We start from the raw sequence: 19,934 nt of genomic DNA on the forward strand, positions 1-19,934 counted from the left end.
TACTATCACTTCACCACACTCAAAATTCTCAACTCACGAGTCCTGAAGTTCGCAATATCCAATAACTCCTGTCGCAACATTTCACGACTCATCCCCTGAAACCTTTCAACCAAATCAAACGTTACATTAATATTAACTAGCGGCGTCTTTCCTCGATAAATCGACGGATACACTTGTTCAGCGTGGACTTCATCCTTACCTAGAAGCTCTTCAAACATCTTCTCCCCAGGACGCATACCGGTAAACTTAATCGGAATCTCGTCTTCGGTGTAACCTGATAGCTTAATAAGATTCCTTGCCAAGTCAACAATTTTCACCGGCTCACCCATATCAAGGACGAATACTTCTCCGCCTTGTGCAAGTGATCCTGCTTGAAGGACGAGTCTCGATGCTTCAGGAATTGTCATAAAATAACGAACCATTTCAGGATCTGTAACGGTAACAGGTCCACCGCTTTTAATTTGGTCTTTAAATAGAGGAATCACACTTCCTCGGCTACCGAGTACATTTCCGAAGCGGACAGCGACAAACCTTGTTTTGCTTACCATGTCCATATGCTGAATAATCATTTCGGCAATTCGCTTCGTTGCTCCCATTACGCTTGTAGGGTTAACGGCTTTATCTGTAGAAATCATCACGAATGTGTTTACCTTGGCGTCACTTGCTGCTTCGGCTACGTTTCTCGTTCCGATGATATTGTTTTTCACGGCCTCTTCTGGGTTGCGTTCCATTAATGGCACATGCTTATGCGCAGCTGCATGGAAGACCACATGTGGTTGCCTAGTGTTCATAATCTTGAATATTTTCTCACGGTCTTGTACATCCGCGATTTCGGTTGAGATGACTAGGTCTGGCAGATTTCGTCTTAATTCCATCTCAATGGAATAGATGCTGTTTTCGCCGTGTCCAAGGAGAATGATTTCTTTTGGCGTAAAACGCGCGACCTGACGACAAACCTCGGAACCAATCGACCCACCTGCGCCAGTGACTAAAATTGTTCTTTTTGTAATGTACTCGGCAATGCCATCAACATCTAACTCGACGGGTTCACGTCCAAGTAAGTCTTCTACTTCAACATCACGGAAGTGGTTTACCGAGACATTTCCGAGCATTAAGTCTTCAATTCGTGGCAGGATTTGCGTCTTTGCTTTCGTCTTCGAGCATTCAAGAAAGATTTCATTCAATGCGCGTTGATTTAAGGACGGGATCGCAATCACAATATTTTCAATATCATGGTCTTTGACGAGTTCTTCTATTTCTTTCACGTTGCCTAAGACAGGCACTCCTAAGATTTCAAGCTGCTGCTTGTGAATGTCATCATCAACAAAACCGACGGGCTCAAGTTCACCCTCATTGCTTTGCTTTAGCTGGCGCGCAATCATTGTTCCCGCATTTCCAGCACCGATAATTAGTGTGCGTTTCCCTGTTCTTTGGTGAGGAAGATATGTATCACGGTACATACGCCATGCAAAACGCGAACCCCCTATTAGAATGATATGCATCATCCATGTAATCGTAAGGGTCCTGAAAGTCACGTCTTGAATAAGGAGAATTTGGGCGATGGCCGTTACACCGACCGAGAGCGTGACCGCCAGGAAAATGGCGTATAGCTCATTCATACTTGCGTATTGCCAAACTCGTTTGTAAAGCTTATACATAGCCGCAAAGGTATGGTGACTACATAATAAAACAATCGAGCTCACAAGTAACAAAAGTGTAAATGGATTATTGGTTGGAAGGAGTAAAAAATTACTCACATAAATGGATGTTAACACTATAATAGAATCTATAAGTACAAGGGATAGAATGCGTTTTTTTAATGTCATTTATTGGCCCTCCTTTTAAGGTTGAACACAGATTATTTTACTTCTTAAAATAAGAAACCCTAACAAACTTGTCGCTAGATAGAGGCAAATTAGTTAAGGTTTCTTTCTGTGTATGGGTAGGATACTCGTGCTAGAAATCATGCTAGTGTTTTTTTATTCCTATCTATTATAATATTTTTCAGAGTAAAAATGTCGAATTTTCAAAATTTATAAGTAAGACTATTTTCTTAATCTATAAAAAATGGAAGGGAAATAAGTACTCCTTTTTCTACGGGGTTTCCCCCTTGAGGCATTAAACCTCCCCTCACACGGCCCTTCCGGCAACTGGTGCCTAAGGGAAACGGATTCATTTCCCCACAGGATCGTCGAGTGCCTCCAACGGTAACGGGTAGGAGACATAGCCGCGACACTACTTCAAACGCATCAGAGCAAACTATTTTACTAGTTTTCTTAAAATAACCTTCGTCTTCTTTTTCTGCCTACTTTAAAGTAATAATGCCCATCCGTGCTGTTATGAAACATCCGAATTTTAAAAATTGATAAGGGTGTCCAAATTTCTTTCATATATGCCATGACCAATCTCTCCGTTTTTATAAAAGTGAGATAGCTAGACTAGTTATCTTCACGTTTATTCAATTTCTTGAAGGAGTTGATAGCTGTCGACAATCTTTTTTAGAATTGTCATCTTTGTTTCATTTGGTACTGACTTTTCAGAAATAATCGTAGAGGTTAACATGATATAAGCTTCCTCTGGATTCCTGCTGGTCAGTAACTCGATGTAGTTTCCTTCTCTTTTCATCAATCTCGCCCCTATGTTCGATATCCGAGTGAATCGTTTTATCGTACCTACCCTAAATTAGGTACCTGATCTTTGTTTTGCTTCAGTAAAATGGCCTATTTCATTCATTGAACACCCTCTATAAAGAGGTAGATTACTGATTTTATAGGTATCGGTGTCATTTCATATAGAAAATGGTAGTGACGGACATCACTAAGTTTTTACTCATAAGAAGTTGCAGTTTTTTTAATTTCTCGAAAACCTTCCGTCTCGCTAATTAAGCAGCTAGTCAGTATGGTCTTAGCAATGCCACGGAAGACTGCTTAGTCGGTTTAGTCATCACTTTCTTGAGCGATTATCCGTGAAACAGTGGTCATCAATAAGGCTATTAAAGTAAACATGATTAAACATATTTGTGATCTGCATAGAAACCCTCCTATTTTCGCATTTATTTAGTCCCGTACTTTTATCATATGGTAATTTCACCAATTCCAAATGTAACTAAAGTAATAAATAGGAAAACTTAATAATCCGTTGGTTAAATAAAATTATTTCAAGCTCTGTAATAAAAAGTGCTTACATCCTTCAAAACATTCGTATAAATATTAATAAATTAATATTTACATTAATCATATTACTGTTTTATCCTGCGACACGGAGAAACAAGGGCCTTAGGAAAATACGGTTGATTTCCACAAGACTCCTTGTTGCGGTCACGAGTAAGAGGTATAACCACTGCCCTTAAATTAATCCTAAGAATTTACGCTTCTTGATTTGGTAGGGCGGTTCGGGTAGAACGGCTTCACCGTAAACGAGGGTTTCTGCGTTTTCTTGTAAGTAATAGGCGGTTTGCGTACCAAATTTCTGCTCAACGAGGTTAAAGGCTTCTCGAAGGTCATTTGGTCGCGTGGTTGTGTTATGTGTATCGGAAGCGATAAAGTGAACGAGCTGGTGATCAACAAGCTGTTCTGAGAATTTCTTTATATTCTTGCCGAATCTACCTGTTAGGCTAGATGCTGTTAGCTGGGCTAGCATGCCTTGTTTAATTAGATTGTAAAGCTTATCTGGTCGTTGGACGATTTCACTATTTCGCTCTGGATGAGCAATGACAGGTTGGATGCCAGCCAACTGTAAATCGTAAAGTAATCTTGATGTATAAGCAGGCACATGGTCAGATGGTAATTCTACTAGTATATAGTTGGTATGATTGAGGGTAAGTAGTTGCTGCTGCTCTTCAATGTCTTGCATCAATTCTCCGTATATCCGAATCTCTTGACCTGGGACAATGTTTAGATTCAAGCCTTTTTCATTAAATATTGATTTTAAGCTAACGACATGGTTCTCGATTTCAAGCTTTGAATTATTGTAGGTTCCATTTCTGTGATGTGGTGTTGCGACCATCGTGTAGATCCCTTGTTCCTCGGCTTGCTTTGCCATGTTGATCGCTTCGTCAATGGAATGCGCACCATCATCTATGTTAGGAAGTATGTGACTGTGGATGTCGATCATTTTGAGCACCCTCTTTTTAATTTAAATTATATTCAAACATTTAAATATTAGGACTTATGAATTAATATCTAATAATCTACCATATATTTGGTTAGTATTCGAGACTTTTTGCGTAAATTAAACAATAAACTTATAGTCATTGTTCGACATTTTCTGATTTATGTTTATTTACTTACAAAAAGTGGTCATCCTCAACAGTGAGGACGACCACTTTCAATCTACTATTCTAGGTCATCTAATTCAAAAGGGATATCAGTATAATATACCTTCCATTCTCCATCTACATTCTTCACATAATAAGTTGATGTATATGGCATGACGGTTGAGAAGTTTGTCGAGCTGTCTGTGTAGCTTAACGATAGTTCGCCATCAAGTTCTACCTTTGCATAACGATTGCTTTTTGAAAGGACTGTAAGTGTAGGTTCGTTGGTAAACGCCATTTCTTGCGTAGTGGAGTCTTCGAAAAACCACTCAACCATTTCATCAGCTGAAGCTTTTTGGTAGCCTGTGTAATACTTTGCATTATGAGCTAATAAGCCGTTCGTATCACTGCTCGCAAATAATGGAAAGCTTTCCGTTTCGCTGTTTAACACAAAGCTCGTTAAATCCGCATCGCTTGGCGTGTTTGATTGCTCTAGCTGTAAAGCACGGTGAATCATGACGGCTGCATGAGCACGAGAGGCTTGCTCACGTGGACGGAAGTGGTTCTTCTCGTCGCCACGAATGACGCCAACGCGGCTAGCTTCAGTAATTTCTAACGCTGCCCAGTAGTCACTTGATACATCTGTGAATTCTTTTGCTGTGCCCGTAAATTCGATCGTGTCATTAAATGCACGAACGATCATCGTTGCCAATTGGTCGCGGGTAATCGGTGCATTCGGGTTATACGTTCCATCTTCACGACCACGTGCAATGCCATGGTCACTAGCAATTTGTATTTCATTCTTCAAGCCATGTGCTGAGATATCGGAGAAGACTTTGCCTTCGCCTGTTGCTTCAAGTCCTAACGCACGTACGGTAATTGCTGCAAACTGAGCGCGGGTAATCTTTCCGCCCGGATTTAGGTAATAGTCGCCATCGGCATCTTGGTACCCTTTTATAATATCTGCGTTCACTAAGTCATCAAGTTCGTCTTCCGCCCAGTGACCCCAAATGTCATACATTAAATAGGAATCTGCGGTGCGTGTTTCTTCTTGAGCCATGACAGGGAGCGCCATTAATGCGAGTAGCATACAAGCCATAATAGTCGTGATGAATTTTTTCATCTTGGATGAGCCCTTCTTTCTTGTCAAAATTAGTCGTACTAGATCATTTTATGACAGAGAAGACGATACGTAAATAGGAACTAAGTGGGAATGATGGGCACTTATTCTGAATAGAGATGAGGGAGACGACCTATGGGGAGGGACGTGCCATGATACGAAGACGAGTGCCAGCATTCATATTAATTGCGGCCGGCGTTGCAATTGTAGGTTTATTGTTTCTCTTGTTGCTACCATCCGAAGCGAGACAGGCGACCAATATCGTAGATTCCTTCTACAGCTATGAGCAGGCGAGCGAGTTCTCGTCGTCCTGGGATCTGTTCCATCCGAGCATGCACCAGAAATTTTCGAAGGGTACGTATATCCAGGACCGAGCGCATGTATTCATGAATCATTTCGGCGTTGATACATTTAGCTACTCGCTGTCGCGGCCGACGAAGCGCGTGAATTGGAAGATGACTGATGACGGCGAGCCGTTTGAGGTGGTGTACGAGGTGGTGGTGACGCAGGTGTATAACGGGAAGTATGGTAAGTTCGAGTTGGTGCAGCCGGTGTATGTGGCGGAGGACGCGGAGGGTTGGGCTTTGATGTGGGATTATCAGGAGTGAGTGGACTTTTTGTGTGGAGAGGTGGGAGTGCGGTGGGGCGAAGTCGGCGTTTTTAGGTGGTAATTCGGGGATAATGGATTTGGGGACCTACTTCAGGCTTAGGGGAGTGGGTTTTTGCTTTGGCTGAGTGGCAGTTGGGGCAATTGGATGCGGTGGTTGATTGGGGCGGGGTGGGTTTATTCGCGGTTCTGCTCAGGTTATTCGCGGTTTTGAGATTTTATTCGCGGTTTTGCTCAGGTTATTCGCGTTTCGCGGTATTTCGACCTTTCGGATGCGGATACGACGGTGACAGTGAGGGAGACGGAGATCTGCAAAGATTAAAAACCTACTTGCCTAGAAGACAAGTAGGTTTTGTTACGTATTAATTGTGAATCCACTCCATGCCGTTTTGGTCAAGAGTATACTGATAATCTCGTGAAGCTGATTCAATCTCTTCAAAGGCCCAATGTGTTGGTTGCACATCTGGGAAGCTTGGTGTTGTGACTCCATATAATGGACCACGTTCAAACATTCGGTTCATCATGACAACGGCCTGCGCTCTTGTTAAAGCTGCATTTGGCTTAAATGTCCCATCCTGATAACCTTTGATAATCCCAGCTTCTAAGTTGGCTTCAATATTCCACCTCGCCCAATGTTTCGTTGTGTCAGTAAAGGACAATGGGGTATTCGTCATCACATCAAGCTGTTTATAATTGACGACGATTGTTGCCATTTGTGCTCGCGTAATCTCATCACCAGGTCGGAAGTTTCCTTGCTCATCGCCATTCATAATACCCAGTTCCTTGACAAATGCAATTTCCCCAAGCGCATGGTGACGTGTGGAAACATCCTTAAATGGCGAATAATTCACTTGCTTCGTTTCATCATAACCTAGATTTCTTGCGAGAATTGCAGCCATTTGTGCACGGGTAATTGACGCTCCTGCTCTAAATGTTCCATCTGGGAAACCATTAATGTAAGAGGTCCGTGCATTCAGGGTGTTCTCCTCCTCGTACTCTCCCCAGCCTTCCATATTAAGAATCGTAAACGTACTAAATTTGTTAACAATAAATTTCACACCAAGTTCGGCTTCATTCCCTTCATATGGGACAACCTCGACTTTAGTTAATTCTCGTTCCCCATCACTATGTTCGATAAAGACGACGAGATCAGAAAGGAATTGCTCTCTTTCTTCAGCATCTGTTGGTAGGGTAACGGATTTTAAAGGAAGAACTAATTCTACAGCTCGACCCTGCATATTTGTTTCAATTGTCATTGGACGGCCTAGTATTGTGATAGCACGACCATTAGATATTTCCTTAACAATCCGTTCAACTCTCGCACGGTCTTCGACTTCTTTACGTTTAGAATCTTCTTTTATCGGAACAATCCGGAAGTATAAGTCTTCTTCAAAACCTTGCAAAGAGTTCTTTGGAATCGTCACCCGACCATTTGCGGTCGAGATTTCAAGGTTAATTCCAGCTTGTGCTAATGCGTCGAACGCGTCTCTTGGAATCGTGACATCTACTTGTGACACTTCATCCTTTGAGTCTGGAATGACAATTCTTGCTGTCGTCTGTCCCGTTTCTTTTACTTGTTTGATCGTCTCTCTTGCTTGTTCCTCTTGATACGTCACTTCGTCCCGTACAATTCCATCCGCTCCACGCGTCCGTTTAATTTTGGTTTGGGTAACCGTTGAACCTTGACCTGGATTCCCAATTTCGATGTCAACGGTAATTTCCTCGGTAGTTGGTTGGGTTGGACTTGGCGAAGAAATACTTCTAATATTATTGACCGTCGCTGTCTCACTCCCGATGTTTCCTGCTTCATCGACAAATTCAAAGGTAAACGTCCCATTCCATGTAAATTCATACGTCGCAGAACCACCGTTATTTGTAATCGTTGCGGCTTCATCGAGACTCAAGGTCGCTGTGACTTTTTCCCTCGTTGGTTCCGTTATGCTATATACAATGGTCCCCTTCGGAGCTGTTTGGTCAATCTTAAACGTGACGTGCGTTTCATTTCCTGCCTCATCGGTGACGATTAATGTATAATCGCCCTCTTCTGTTACGGTGTCTCCATTATTGAATACGTTGTTGTTTAATGTCGCCGCCCCTTCGTCAAAGGTAATCGTCACATCCTCATTAACCTTGTCTCCATCACTAATCCCTGTTACCACTGGAGGAGTTATGTCGATATTGGCCACTGTCGCTGTTGCACTGCCTACATTTCCAGCGCCATCGATAAACTCAAACGTAAACGAAGCATTTGTTGTAAAGATAAATGTGGTTTCACCATTGTTATTTGTAATCGTGACGTCTTCACTTGGATTTAGTGTTGCGATTACATCTTCGTTTGTTGGATCTGTTGTATTGTAGTCAATTGTTCCGGTTGGCGCTGTTTTATCAAATGTCACAGCTACTCCTGATGTCACCGTTGTTACCTCCGTGCCATCATTACCAACAAGGTCTGCGAAATCAATCGTAAAGGCAATAGTACCTTCCGTATCTCCTTCTGCCATGGTGTATGTCGCGCGCCATGTCGTTGCATCGTCGTCTTCGTTGTCACTGACGGTTGCGGCATTTCCACCAATCGTTACAGTAGGATCAGCAATCAACTCATTCGCGACAAATGTCAATGTGACCTCGTCACCAATTTTCGCTTTTGTTGTTGAATTAGCATTGGTTGATGTCATTTCCACTGTTGTCAGCGTTGGGACATTCTTGTCGATATTCGAGACCGTCGCTGTTGCTGTTCCTGTGTTCCCTGCTGCGTCTCTCAGTTCAAACGTAAAGCTATCATTTGTTGTAAAGGTATATTCTTTACGGCCTTCATTATTTGTCACTGTTACACCGGCATCAATGGTTAATGTTGCGGTCACATTCCCATTTGTCGGATCGTCGGTGCTGTATGTGACGGTGCCGGTTGGTGCTGTTTTATCAAACGTAACAGCTGAACCGTCCGTTGTTGTTGTTACTTGTGTGGCCACGTTTCCTACTTCGTCTTGAAAGTCGACTGTGAACGAAACGTCTCCCTCTGTGTCGCTTTCCTGCAAGGTGTAGGTTGCTTTCCATGTGGACGCGTCTCCATCTTCATCATCAATTATGGTTGCTGTATTTTTGGCAATTGTTATTGATGGGGTGCTGATGGACTCATTTGTGATGAGAGCGAGAGTGAGTTCATCTCCAACTTTTGCTTCCGTTGCTCCCTCGGTACTATTCGAGGTGAGAGTGACTATGGATGCCGTTGGGATAGTTTTGTCAATTGTAAAGTTCACCGACGTGCTATTTCCAGCAGCATCTGTGACAATTAATATATGGTCCCCTTCAGTACTTACTGTTCCAGCACTTGTAAAAGGGTCACCATCCAATGTGGCTGTTCCTTCGTTAAACTCAATCGTTACGTCTTCTTTCGTTTTATCTCCATCATTTATACCCGTTACTACTGGAGGAGTTGTGTCCAATTCAATTGTATCTGAATAAGACGTTGAAATATTTCCAGTAGAATCCCTTAACTGCATATATACAGTTTTTGTTCCATCTCCCACTGGTAGGGTGTATAACTTCGATGCATTAAATTCTTCCCAACTATTCCAATTAGCATCATCATCAGAAAAACGCATCTCAATCGCTTCATTTTCGGCATCACTTGCTGTGTTGGTTAAGCTGACACTTGTTGAATTTGTGTGGGAGGCATCACTATTAATCGTAACAGAACCAGTTGGGGTTTGATTTTCTGTTACATTAATTGTAAAAGCTTTATCAAACGTGTTTCCAACATCGTCAGTTGCCCGAATCGTGATACTATAGCTATTCTTCGTATTAAAATCAAACACTTCTGCTGTTTTTAATGTTGTTCCATTAATAGTGAAGGCACTTGTGTCACCTGCGTGTAAAGAATAGGTGAACGTTTCACTACCATCATTTGGGTCGGTTGCACTTAATGTTCCCACTGCTGTACCGATTGGTTTTTTTTCATAGATTGAACTGCTGGAGAGTGTGATGTCATCTGCTTTTGTTTTGTCAAATATAACAGCCATACCTGATGTGACAGAAGTAACTTCTGTTCCATTATTCCCAGCCAAGTCACTATAATTGATTGTAAATGGTATAGTCCCTTCTATATCACTTGATTGCAGTGTATATGTTGCCAACCATGTTGAAGGATTACCATCACTTTTATCAGTTGGGGTTACAGTATTTCCGGCGATCGTTATTGTAGGGGGATTTATATCTTCATTTGCAATAATATCAAGTGTAATGACATCTCCTACTTTTGCCATTGTCGAATTGTTATTACTTGATGACATCGTGACATTTGTAAGTTCGGGTGGTGTTGAATCACCGAGTGACGTATTGGCTATTGTGAATTCCTTAAAATCAAAATTCCATATCTTACTTATCTCATCAACAGAAGCAGTAAGATCATGGTTAGTTGTACTTATATAAATAGTAAATGAATTAATATTATTTAAATGAACGAATTCTAAAGTGTATACCATATCGACGTTGCTTCCAGGTACACCGTTAACCGTACCAGATTCCGTAGCAATATCTACTCCCGAAGCGTCATGACCTGTTATCGTCCAATCAAACCCTTGCCTTTCATCATAATGTTCGATTACAAGACTCTTTAAGTCAAATACTCCCCCTCCAAAGTCTTCTGCGGCAATAATCTTCATTGAAGCTGAACCTACGGAACCATAATCAAAATAAATACCGTTATTATTATAAGATTCAACTGGGTGAGTTTCTTCAATCACATCAAAACCATTAGCAATGTCTGATAACCAATCGCCATTGAGCTCTTGTGTTGTTTGCGGAAGACTAGCAGCCTTTGCTGTAGGAATAAAAATTACTCCTAGTAATTGATAGAAAACTAATGTAAAACAAACAAATATATTAATAGTTTTTTTCCCCATTTATTAAACTCCTTTTAAGTGAAATTTTATTTTACACCTCACTTTTTTTCCGGGATTTCTTATTACCTAGTTATGAATGCGCCGGGTAAATTCCATATAATGCAATAATAAAGTTCAGCCCTACATAAGGTTGCATATTATTATGCCCTACGTTCCCACCAGTGGGTTGCAATGCCTGGGGGTTCATCGTTGTGTTTGGGGAAAGGTCAGTATAGGCTGGTTGACTTCCTTTCCCAGATGGAACACTAGCCCATACTGCACCAATAGTATCTTGTTGATTGGAGGTACTATTACTATTTGCGCTATGATTATGGCTTGGGATTTCCGCTTGATTTAATGTTACTGTTGTTTCCCCTCCAGCTGCACCTAGTACTCTAGGTGTCAAACCAGTACCTTGTCCTTGATGCATACTTGTTCTCCCTCTTAAATCTGGCAAAGCAAAGGTTGTCTTACCATCTCCACCATACGTTGTTCCTAGTATTGAAAACAACGCAGTATTTTGTGAGATTGCTAACAACTGTCCTTCGCAAAATGCCCAGTCTCTTGGCGCATAATTTCCCGCAAACAAACGAATTTCTCCGACAAAAGGATCCATTTTTTCACTTCCTTCTTAAATTAGTTTCTTGGTGGGAATATCCCTATTAAGGCAATACAATAATTAGCCACATTATATGGTTGCATATTTGAATGCGCTTGACCGCCACCAGTAGATGACAGCGCCTCTGGACTCATGACACCATTCGATTGAAGTGCATAGTCATTTTTTCCATTATTTGCCCACACATTGTTATTGGTTTCTATTTTATTAGCTGCTACTGTACTTGCATTAATTGTGTGTGTATGGGCTGGCATCTCATTCATTGTCAAGGTATGGGATTCTTCCCCCGCACTTTGACCGAGAGTGATCTGATTGCCTTTATGAACAGGGGCCCTTCCTCTTAGGTCTGGCAACCCAAATGTAGTCGTCCCATTCCCACCATATGTTGTTCCTAAAATTGCATATAATGCTTGATTTTGTGCAATGGATAGTAGTTGTCCATTACATGGCGCCCAGCCTTTTGGTTCAAATGGAAAGCTAAAACATCTAATTTCTCCGATAAACGGTTCTGCCATTTTATATTTCCCTCCTTCTTTTCCTAATTTCTTGTTGGGTAATAACCTGTTAAAGCAATAATGTAGCTAACGGTTAAATAAGGCATCATATTTTCATGAGATTGACTTCCACCTGTGCTTGAAACAACTGCTACATTCATTGTTTGATTCGGCTGTTGATTAGAATATTGGTTATATCCCGCCTTTGCCCAAAGCGCATTAGCTGGACTTGGTTCAGTACCAGCTGTAGATGAAGCGGCTACACCATGTGTATGATTTGGCAATTGTTGCTCGGTAAGTGTTACCGTTTCGGTTCCACTCTTTTGACCTTGATTATATGCCGTGCCGGTTGTTGGATTGCTCCCTTGATTTAGAACGATTCTCCCACGAAAATCTGGAAGAGCGAACGTTGTTTGGCCATCCCCTCCGTACGTAGTACCGATGAGTGAAAAGAGCGCCTCGTTTTCTGAAATGCTTAATACTTTCCCATCACAAAAAGCCCAATCCACTGGTGCGTAGTTACCAGCAAACTGTCGAATTTCTCCGATAAATTGATCTGACATAATTCTTTCTTACCTCCTTAAGGCGAATGCCATTCTATTTGAACCTAAACTGACTCTATAACTACTTCCTTGTCATCACCTCCTATAATTAGTCAATTAAGAACTGCCGCTTTCATTATTTATCATTTTCAAATATAAATCATTTCTACTAACCTCGGAAAATCCCATTTTTTCATAAAAACAAATCGCTCGCTGATTACTTTTTAATACACTGAGTTCTACAAATAGGTTCGAGGATTTTGCTTCATTCAAAATTTCTGTTAATACCGTTGTACCCAGCCCTTTATGCTGATAGAGAGGTAACAATGTAATCTCAACGATAACCATCCTATCTTCTAAGTTTGCTAGAAGTAAGCGACCTGCCTGTTCATTTTTATAAACAATGATTCTTGTTTCTAAATTTGGGTATTGTTGTTCATAGGAGCGCATTTGAAACTGAAATTGCATTTGCAAAAATTGCGTTATTTCACCTTCGCTCCAACCCCATATAGACACTTCCTCGATTCTTGAACTTGCATACACTTCATATAAAAAATCTATATCATCGCCATCTGAAACAACTACTGTATTGTGTTCCAAAATACCTAGTCACCTTCCACTTTTTGTATAAAATAACTTTATTATGTTTTACCATTTTTCGCAATAGTTTGCTGAATATTCAACAAACTATTAATATTACGTCTCGCTGATAGTCGGCTTTCCTGGATAAGGGGATCTACTTCGGCTGAGGAGATGGTTTTCTGCTTTAACTGAGTGGTAGTTGTGGCAGTCCGGTTTTAATACGGCTTGTCGGATATATTTGCGGTTATGTGAGTTTAATCGCGATTCTGAGAAGGATATTCGCGATTTTAGTTTTTTATTCGCGGTTCTGAGCAATATATTCGCGTTTCTGCATCAGATATACGCGTTTCACCACAAATAGCACCAATAGTTCATAAAACCTTATCTATGAACTTCTGATAATTTCGATTAAAATAATAACTATTAGAATGTCTCGTAAAGGAGGATAGAGTATGTATTTAAAAAGGTTGCAGAGATCAGCAAAGCACGTCTTTGAGATGATGGCCGCATTTATTGAAACGAATACGTTTTATATTGCTTTCAATGATGGCCAATCCAATCGTATGTTCCAAACATTCAATAAAAAGAAAGTCCTATTGATTGAAGGATTTGAAACAATGTTTAAGGATGCTTACTGAAGGCTTACCATAGAGGGCGGTCGGGAACCGCTTGCGATATCTGATTTAACCGTACATCCATTAACAAAGGACCATGAACTGACAAAACGATTCAAGAGCTATCTTGGAACACCTATTACGTCGAGTGACGGATCCGTGATTGGTACACTCTGTGCAACTGATTCAGTTACCTTCGATTTTAAAGAGAAGCACAAAGCCTTTATAAAGACTATGGCCCAATACGTTTCAACCATTATTGAACTAGATGAAGAAATCGCCAAAAAAGAACAGGCGCAAAAACGATTAAATAATCACAATCAAATTTTGACCTCGATCGCTAGAGGGGCCCCTCTCGAAAAAGTGTTGGAGACCATTTGCTACACTGTTGAGGAAATGGGTGCGGGGGTTCGGTGCTCTGTTCTTGGATTCAATAAAGATACGGAACGCCTTTCTTTAATTGCCGCTCCTAGCTTTCCGAATGAGTTTAAACAGCGTCTAAATGGGCTGGCAATTGGTCCAAAGCATGGATCCTGTGGCACAGCAGCTTATCGAAAAGAATTAGTTGCCGTCTCTGATATTAGTCTTGATCCTTTATGGGACGTCGGACGTGAAAGGGTTTTAAAAGAAGGTTTACGAGCATGTTGGTCTATACCCATTCTCTCCTCAGCGAATGAAGTCTTAGGTACCTTTGCGATGTATTACCCTGAGCAAAGAACGCCAACTGTTGAAGAAATAGAACGTCTTGAACAGTTTTCCTCACTTGCTTCGATTGCGTTAGAGAAAAAGCGAGATGAAGAATTTATTCACTTTTTAGCCTATCATGATGAATTAACGCAATTACCGAACAGGCGGTACTTAATAAAGTATCTCGACACAGCATTCCAAGAAACGAACTCCCTCTTTATGATGATTCTAGATTTAGATGAATTTAAGGAAATTAATGATACACATGGGCATCTAGCTGGGGATGACGTGTTAATAGAGATCACAGATCGAATTAAACCATGTATCGAGAGCGAGGGATTTGTTGCTAGATTAGGCGGAGATGAGTTCGCCTTCGTTCTTCAAAACATGGATGAAGATAAAGCGAAGGATATTGCACTACAAGTTATCAATGCAGTCACAAAACCGGTGCTGTACGAAGGGATTGGACTAGCGGTCACCGCTAGCATCGGAATCGCCTCTTTTCCAAGGAATGCTTCAACTATAACCGATTTAAAAAAGGCAGCAGATTATGCGATGTATCAGGCGAAAAAGAGCGGGAAGAACTGCTTTGCGTTTTATGAGGGATGACACTTATACAAAGGCAACTCCCCCATCTCACTCGCTCCCCAACCATGGTGAAGAGACCCCTCAGCTCGTGAGGGGTCTCTTCCTAATTCATATTAATTTGATAGATTTACAAATTGTAAGAACTCATCCACCATTTTTGCCATTTGAGCACGTGTTGTAGAGGCTTTTGGGTTAAAGCTGTCGCGCTCATCTACAATACCCGCTTGTAATAATAGCTCAACATCAGCTTTCGCAAACGCACTTACGCTTGCATAATCAGCAAATGCCTCGCTTTTCTTTGAACCATCAAGCTTACTTTCGTCAAACTCAACAAGCTTCATTGCACGAGAAATCATCGCTGCGGCTTGTTCGCGTGTGACAACTGCGTATGCATCGAAGCTGCCATCATTTTTCCCCGTAATAATGCCTGCTTCTACAGCTGCCATTAACTCAGAGACATACCACTCATCTCCGTTTACATCACTGAATTGTTGGTTGTATTCGCTTCTTGCTTCTAGACCAAGGCTTCGGGTAATTAGAACAGCCAAGTTGATGCGTGATGTTGGTGCATTTGGCATCACATCTCCGTTATTACCTTGGAAAATATGCTTCGCTGCTAATTTATCGAAGTGATCCTTTGCCCAGAATGTTACTGGTAAATCGTTAAAGCTAACTTCGCTTTCAACGACAACAAATGTTCCACTCGACATGCTCTTAAATGTCGCCACGTCTCCGTTGAATACTGTTGGTACAGATGTGTAACTGCCATCCGCTTCAACCTTCATGACAACCGATCTCTCTGGGTTTACGTCCGCTGAAACAATAATTTCTCCTTCGACATAGCCAGTAAACTCATGAAGTTCAACTTCGTTTCCATCTACACTTGCTACAACTTTAAACTCAACATAGTTTGAGACAACGCTCTCTTTTGTACTTTGAGTCGTCACTTCAGGAGTGACCTCGTTGATTGAAATCGTTAATTCAAAATCTTCGCTACCAAGCTGTGCAGAAAGATCTGCATAGTTCACTTGAGAAGCTGGGAAACGATATGTTCCCTCTTCCGACTCAATTTCAATGACGGCATTTGGGTTCTTTTCAGCCAAAAGTTTTGATACCGACGCGGGTACGTTCACTTCGCCTACTTCACCTGATTTTTTTTCGATATTCACTGTTACTTTTTCGATAAAGTCTTCTTCTTCAATCATTTTTGTAAGCCGTTCTTTGTTTACGGTTGTTGTTACCTTTGTTTTTCCATCTTCCGTCGTTACACGTTCTACCTTCACCACGTCATTATCGACAATTACTTGACCAGGCTCTGGAGTTGGTGTTGGTGGTGTTGGATTAGGTCTTGGGTTCGGACTTGCACCGCCACCTGATCCGTTACCTGGTTCAGCTGGTGCACCTGGCTCTTCAACATCTTCCGGTACGTAATAAACCTCCAGACCGTTTATGCGTCCGACGCCACCAATTTCAATGTTCAATTGGCCGTCTGTGACTGTGACTGTTTCTTCTAGTGTTTCAAATTGCCCTGATGCCGAATTAATCGTTCCAAAATCTTCTCCCTCTATAATAAAGGCAGAGGTATTAGAAGCAATGTCATCTCCAGCAATGATGCGCACAAGGTAATCTCCGTCACGAAGATCCGCTGTAAACTGATAATCTCCATTGATAACAAAGTCACGTCTAACATCATCTGGGCCGCCACGATCACGCTCTGCTACGGCTTTGTCTAGTCCATAGCCAATTTCGCTATCATAAATCATCGTATTAGTCACTTGCTTCCAGCCATAAGAAACTGGACTTGTTGCTGAACCAAAGTCATATTTTACATTGAAATCATTAACGTTCACAATTTCAACTGCATTCACACGTGCCCATGACCCAGTAAAACCAATATTCAATTGACCATCTGTTACTTTAACAGTTGTTTCGTATTCAGCAAATTCACCCGGCTCGGTGCGCGTACCGCCTTCACCTTCTTCATCTTCCAAAGTGAACGTTGTGTCATTGCTATCTGTCTGGGCACCTGTAATAACTTTTACATCGTACTCGCCGTCTGGAACATCGACGATAAATTCACTTCCGTTTGCCAAAATGAAGTCGCGTCTTAAGTCATCTGGTGCACTTTGATCACGATTTCCATCTGCTGCTGCAGCAAACCCAAAGCCTGTTTCTTCATTATAGATCGTCGTATCTGTTACTCTTTCGTACCCATTTGCAATTGGACTTGATGCAGAACCGAAGTCAAAACGATATCCTGGTCCTAAATCAATTACTTCTTCTAGTCCGTCAATTGCCGTTTGCAAAGCATTTAAAGCAGCATAAAGCTCATACTGATAGTTAATGGCTTCAAGATCTTCTTCTGCTTGAACAATTGCCGTTTGCAATGCTTCAAATGTATCTAACGTATAGGAATCATGTTCATTTGAAATAGCTTTTGCCTCTGCCAGTAATGCCTCCAGTTCAGATACATCGATTTCAGGTCCTTCTTCTTCGATGAATTCTAATTCTCCAACGTTCGGAACGTCAATTTGGTCCCAATCAATATCCGTTGCAAAATAGAAGCTTGGGTAAGCAGGCTGATTGTACGCACTATTCTGCCATGCAATCCCTGTTCGATATTGAATATCATGCATGAGTGTGAACAATTTACGATCCGTCACCTCTGAACTTAAATGGATGCGAATCGCAGAACTATCTGCTGTTCTCACTAGTAATTCTTCTCTCCAGTCACCAAATACATCAGCAACTAAGGAAGGGTTTCCTTTCGTACCATTATTCGTTCGTGCATCTTCATCCGTAAGCATTCTACCTAGTTCCCAATCGTCAATGGTAACTGAGCTATTGCCTGAACCATTTACAATCTGTGTTGCCATATCTGCTGACCATTTGATATTCATATTTGTACCAGGTCTACTTGTACCGAGTACCGTCCCATCCGCTGTTCGTAAATCAACAGCCCATGTTTCAAGGCCTCTTTGTCCACGAACCACATCACCGATCATTCCACGACCAGTATCTGCCCCCGTATAGGCACCATCGATCACTTCGCCTGTTGCAGCATCGCGTAAGGCAAAGCCATATGGAGCCCAAGGACCACTTTCGAAAACGGAAAAGATTTCTAAGCCGTCTCTGTCCGGATCAATATTTGCCACATGAAGGGCATCGCCGTGACCAAATACTGCTAAATCACCCGCAGCAGGACTTTCATCTGGTAACACGTCCATCGAACTGTACAACAAGGTACCATCATCATCTAGCGTTGCCCCGCCATAGATAATTTCCTGTTTTCCGTCTCCATCAACATCGGCTGTACTAAATTGATGATTCCCTTGAGCCGCAAGCTGTCCAAGCTCTGGATTTGAACCGGTCCCACCATGAGGACTATCATTAAATGGATTACTCATTGGGATATGGCCACTATCTGCAAACCATACCTCATTCAAGTTTTCTCCGTCCCAATTATAGGAAACGAGTGTTGTTCTTGTGTAATAACCACGAGCAAAAACTGCCGATGGCTTTTCACCGTCAAGATACGCAACCCCAGCAAGGAATCGATCTACACGATTACCTGGCTCAATTCTTGAATAAGCATAATCTCCCCACATTAAACCATCATCTTGGCGACCAGGCTTATAGTGAATGGTCTCCAATTCCGCACCTGTTTCTCCGTCAAATACTGTTAAGTACTCAGGTCCTGTTAAAATAAACCCTTCAAATTCTCTTAATTTATTACGCGCACTTCTACTTGGAGCATACTCATCCACGAAGTAGTCCGCTAACTCTTTCGCATCTGCTTCGGAAAGTGGGTATTCATACTGCTTGTCGATCCCAAAGCTTTCTTCAAGTGTCGCTGGCCAGTTACCTGCAACCACTTCTTCATGCTCATCCCAAGTCATGAACATGTCTACAAGATAATTATAATAATCATCGGCACTCATACGATAATCATCATCATTGCTATATCCTGCATCCATATCCTCTTGAGGCATAGTAATATATTCTTCTGATGCCACTTCTCCGTTTTCGTCAAAGTGAATAATCTTTGATCCCGGAGCCGTTTTCATCATCATTTCTGCTTTTCCGCTACCATCAAAATCATAGACCATAAATTGTGTATAATGTGCACCCGCACGGATATTCACACCAAGGTCAATTCTGTACAAAAGGGTACCGTCAAGTTTGTAGGTATCAATATACACATTTCCAGTGTAGCCAACTTGTGAAACGTCCTTTGAATTTGATGGGTCCCACTTAACGATATATTCGTATTGACCATCACCTGTCACGTCACCAACACTCAAATCATTTGCTGAATACGTATATTCTTCTCCAGTTGGTGTCACGCCATCAGCAGGCTTTTGTAACTGTAAATCATAATGGGTGTCGCCCCATGCTGTAACCGTGTCACTTTCGCTTCCGTTAACTTCTTCCCCGTCAACAACAGCGCTTACATAATACTCAGATTCCGCTGTGCCATCTGCGTCTAAGAAGTTTGTACTCTTTTCAACCGTGGCAATCAACTCACCATCACGGTAGACGTTAAAGTCTGTTCCTCTTAAGCCATAATTAGAATACCCTGTTACCTCTTGGGATAAGAGTCTCCAACTTAGGAATACGCCATCCTCTGTTGTGGCGGCAACCAATCCTCTATCAAGATCCTCTAGTTGGACATTCAAACCGGCATCTTCTTCTGCCGATGCTGTTGTAGATCCTAACACACCAATATTAGCAAACGATGAAAATACTAGCGTACACGCCATCAAAACTGATAATTTTTTAGACACTATAGCCCTCCTCAAATTAAATAACTTTCCTTTTCGAAGCGCTTTCAACCACCAAATAGGTCGGGACTTCGAATAACGCCAGAATAACTCGTACTGACGAATCTACACTTGCACATAACCACCTGCTACTAAACTAGAACGTATTCCAAAATCAAGTAG

General features: G+C 41.6%; 13 protein-coding genes and 1 pseudogene. 3 read left to right on the top strand and 11 right to left on the bottom strand.

The features are described from left to right. Positions 1-5 precede the first annotated feature (5 nt). The 4 genes from CEF19_RS08200 to CEF19_RS08210 form a co-directional block, all read right to left on the bottom strand. Positions 6-1,826: a polysaccharide biosynthesis protein gene (locus CEF19_RS08200; RefSeq protein WP_100405641.1), complete on the bottom strand. Its 1,821-nt coding sequence runs from the start codon at positions 1,824-1,826 to the stop codon at positions 6-8. 628 nt (positions 1,827-2,454) lie between these two features. Then, entirely contained in the window at positions 2,455-2,625 is a 171-nt protein-coding gene (locus CEF19_RS23105; RefSeq protein ID WP_157800912.1) for a hypothetical protein, read from the bottom strand. 720 nt (positions 2,626-3,345) lie between these two features. Continuing rightward, positions 3,346-4,113, bottom strand: coding sequence for a tyrosine-protein phosphatase (locus CEF19_RS08205; RefSeq protein ID WP_100405642.1), 768 nt, complete (start codon positions 4,111-4,113; stop codon positions 3,346-3,348). A 221-nt stretch (positions 4,114-4,334) separates the two neighbouring features. After that, entirely contained in the window at positions 4,335-5,378 is a 1,044-nt protein-coding gene (locus CEF19_RS08210; protein WP_100405643.1) for an S-layer homology domain-containing protein, read from the bottom strand. Between the two features lie 149 nt (positions 5,379-5,527). Here CEF19_RS08210 and CEF19_RS08215 point away from each other — a divergent pair, with 149 nt between their 5' ends. Beyond that, positions 5,528-5,983, top strand: a complete 456-nt coding sequence (locus CEF19_RS08215; RefSeq protein WP_100405644.1) for a hypothetical protein — start codon at positions 5,528-5,530, stop codon at positions 5,981-5,983. 361 nt (positions 5,984-6,344) lie between these two features. Here CEF19_RS08215 and CEF19_RS08225 read toward each other — a convergent pair whose 3' ends face one another. From CEF19_RS08225 to CEF19_RS08245, 5 genes are all read right to left on the bottom strand, one after another. Further along, on the bottom strand, positions 6,345-10,883 hold the full coding sequence (locus CEF19_RS08225) for an S-layer homology domain-containing protein (RefSeq protein WP_100405646.1): 4,539 nt from the start codon (positions 10,881-10,883) through the stop codon (positions 6,345-6,347). Positions 10,884-10,953: 70 nt separating this feature from the next. Next, entirely contained in the window at positions 10,954-11,478 is a 525-nt protein-coding gene (locus CEF19_RS08230) for a phage tail protein (protein WP_100405647.1), read from the bottom strand. A 20-nt stretch (positions 11,479-11,498) separates the two neighbouring features. Continuing rightward, a complete protein-coding gene (locus CEF19_RS08235) occupies positions 11,499-11,996 on the bottom strand; it encodes a phage tail protein (protein WP_100405648.1) in 498 nt (165 codons plus the stop codon). A gap of 23 nt (positions 11,997-12,019) precedes the next feature. After that, on the bottom strand, positions 12,020-12,538 hold the full coding sequence (locus CEF19_RS08240; RefSeq protein ID WP_100405649.1) for a phage tail protein: 519 nt from the start codon (positions 12,536-12,538) through the stop codon (positions 12,020-12,022). 96 nt (positions 12,539-12,634) lie between these two features. Continuing rightward, positions 12,635-13,117 carry a GNAT family N-acetyltransferase gene (locus CEF19_RS08245; RefSeq protein WP_100405650.1) on the bottom strand — a complete coding sequence of 161 codons (483 nt, stop codon included), beginning with the start codon at positions 13,115-13,117 and terminating at the stop codon, positions 12,635-12,637. A 434-nt stretch (positions 13,118-13,551) separates the two neighbouring features. On the opposite strand from CEF19_RS08245, the gene CEF19_RS08250 reads away from it, so the two are divergent. Next, the gene (locus tag CEF19_RS08250) at positions 13,552-13,737 is read left to right on the top strand and encodes a hypothetical protein (RefSeq protein ID WP_100405651.1); all 186 of its coding nucleotides are present in this window, start codon (positions 13,552-13,554) and stop codon (positions 13,735-13,737) included. 9 nt (positions 13,738-13,746) lie between these two features. Next, positions 13,747-15,009 (top strand): diguanylate cyclase domain-containing protein, encoded by a 1,263-nt coding sequence (locus tag CEF19_RS08255; protein WP_406565383.1) that lies wholly within the window; start codon positions 13,747-13,749, stop codon positions 15,007-15,009. Positions 15,010-15,101: 92 nt separating this feature from the next. Here CEF19_RS08255 and CEF19_RS24100 read toward each other — a convergent pair whose 3' ends face one another. Together CEF19_RS24100 and CEF19_RS24105 are read right to left on the bottom strand one after the other, a co-directional pair. Further along, entirely contained in the window at positions 15,102-17,375 is a 2,274-nt protein-coding gene (locus CEF19_RS24100; protein ID WP_406565384.1) for an S-layer homology domain-containing protein, read from the bottom strand. A 129-nt stretch (positions 17,376-17,504) separates the two neighbouring features. After that, positions 17,505-19,751, bottom strand: a pseudogene (locus CEF19_RS24105) (rhamnogalacturonan lyase); the annotation flags it as partial. Positions 19,752-19,934 lie beyond the last annotated feature (183 nt).

This window comes from Bacillus solitudinis, assembly GCF_002797395.1.
GTDB classification, from domain to species: domain Bacteria; phylum Bacillota; class Bacilli; order Bacillales; family Bacillaceae_D; genus Halalkalibacter_A; species Halalkalibacter_A solitudinis.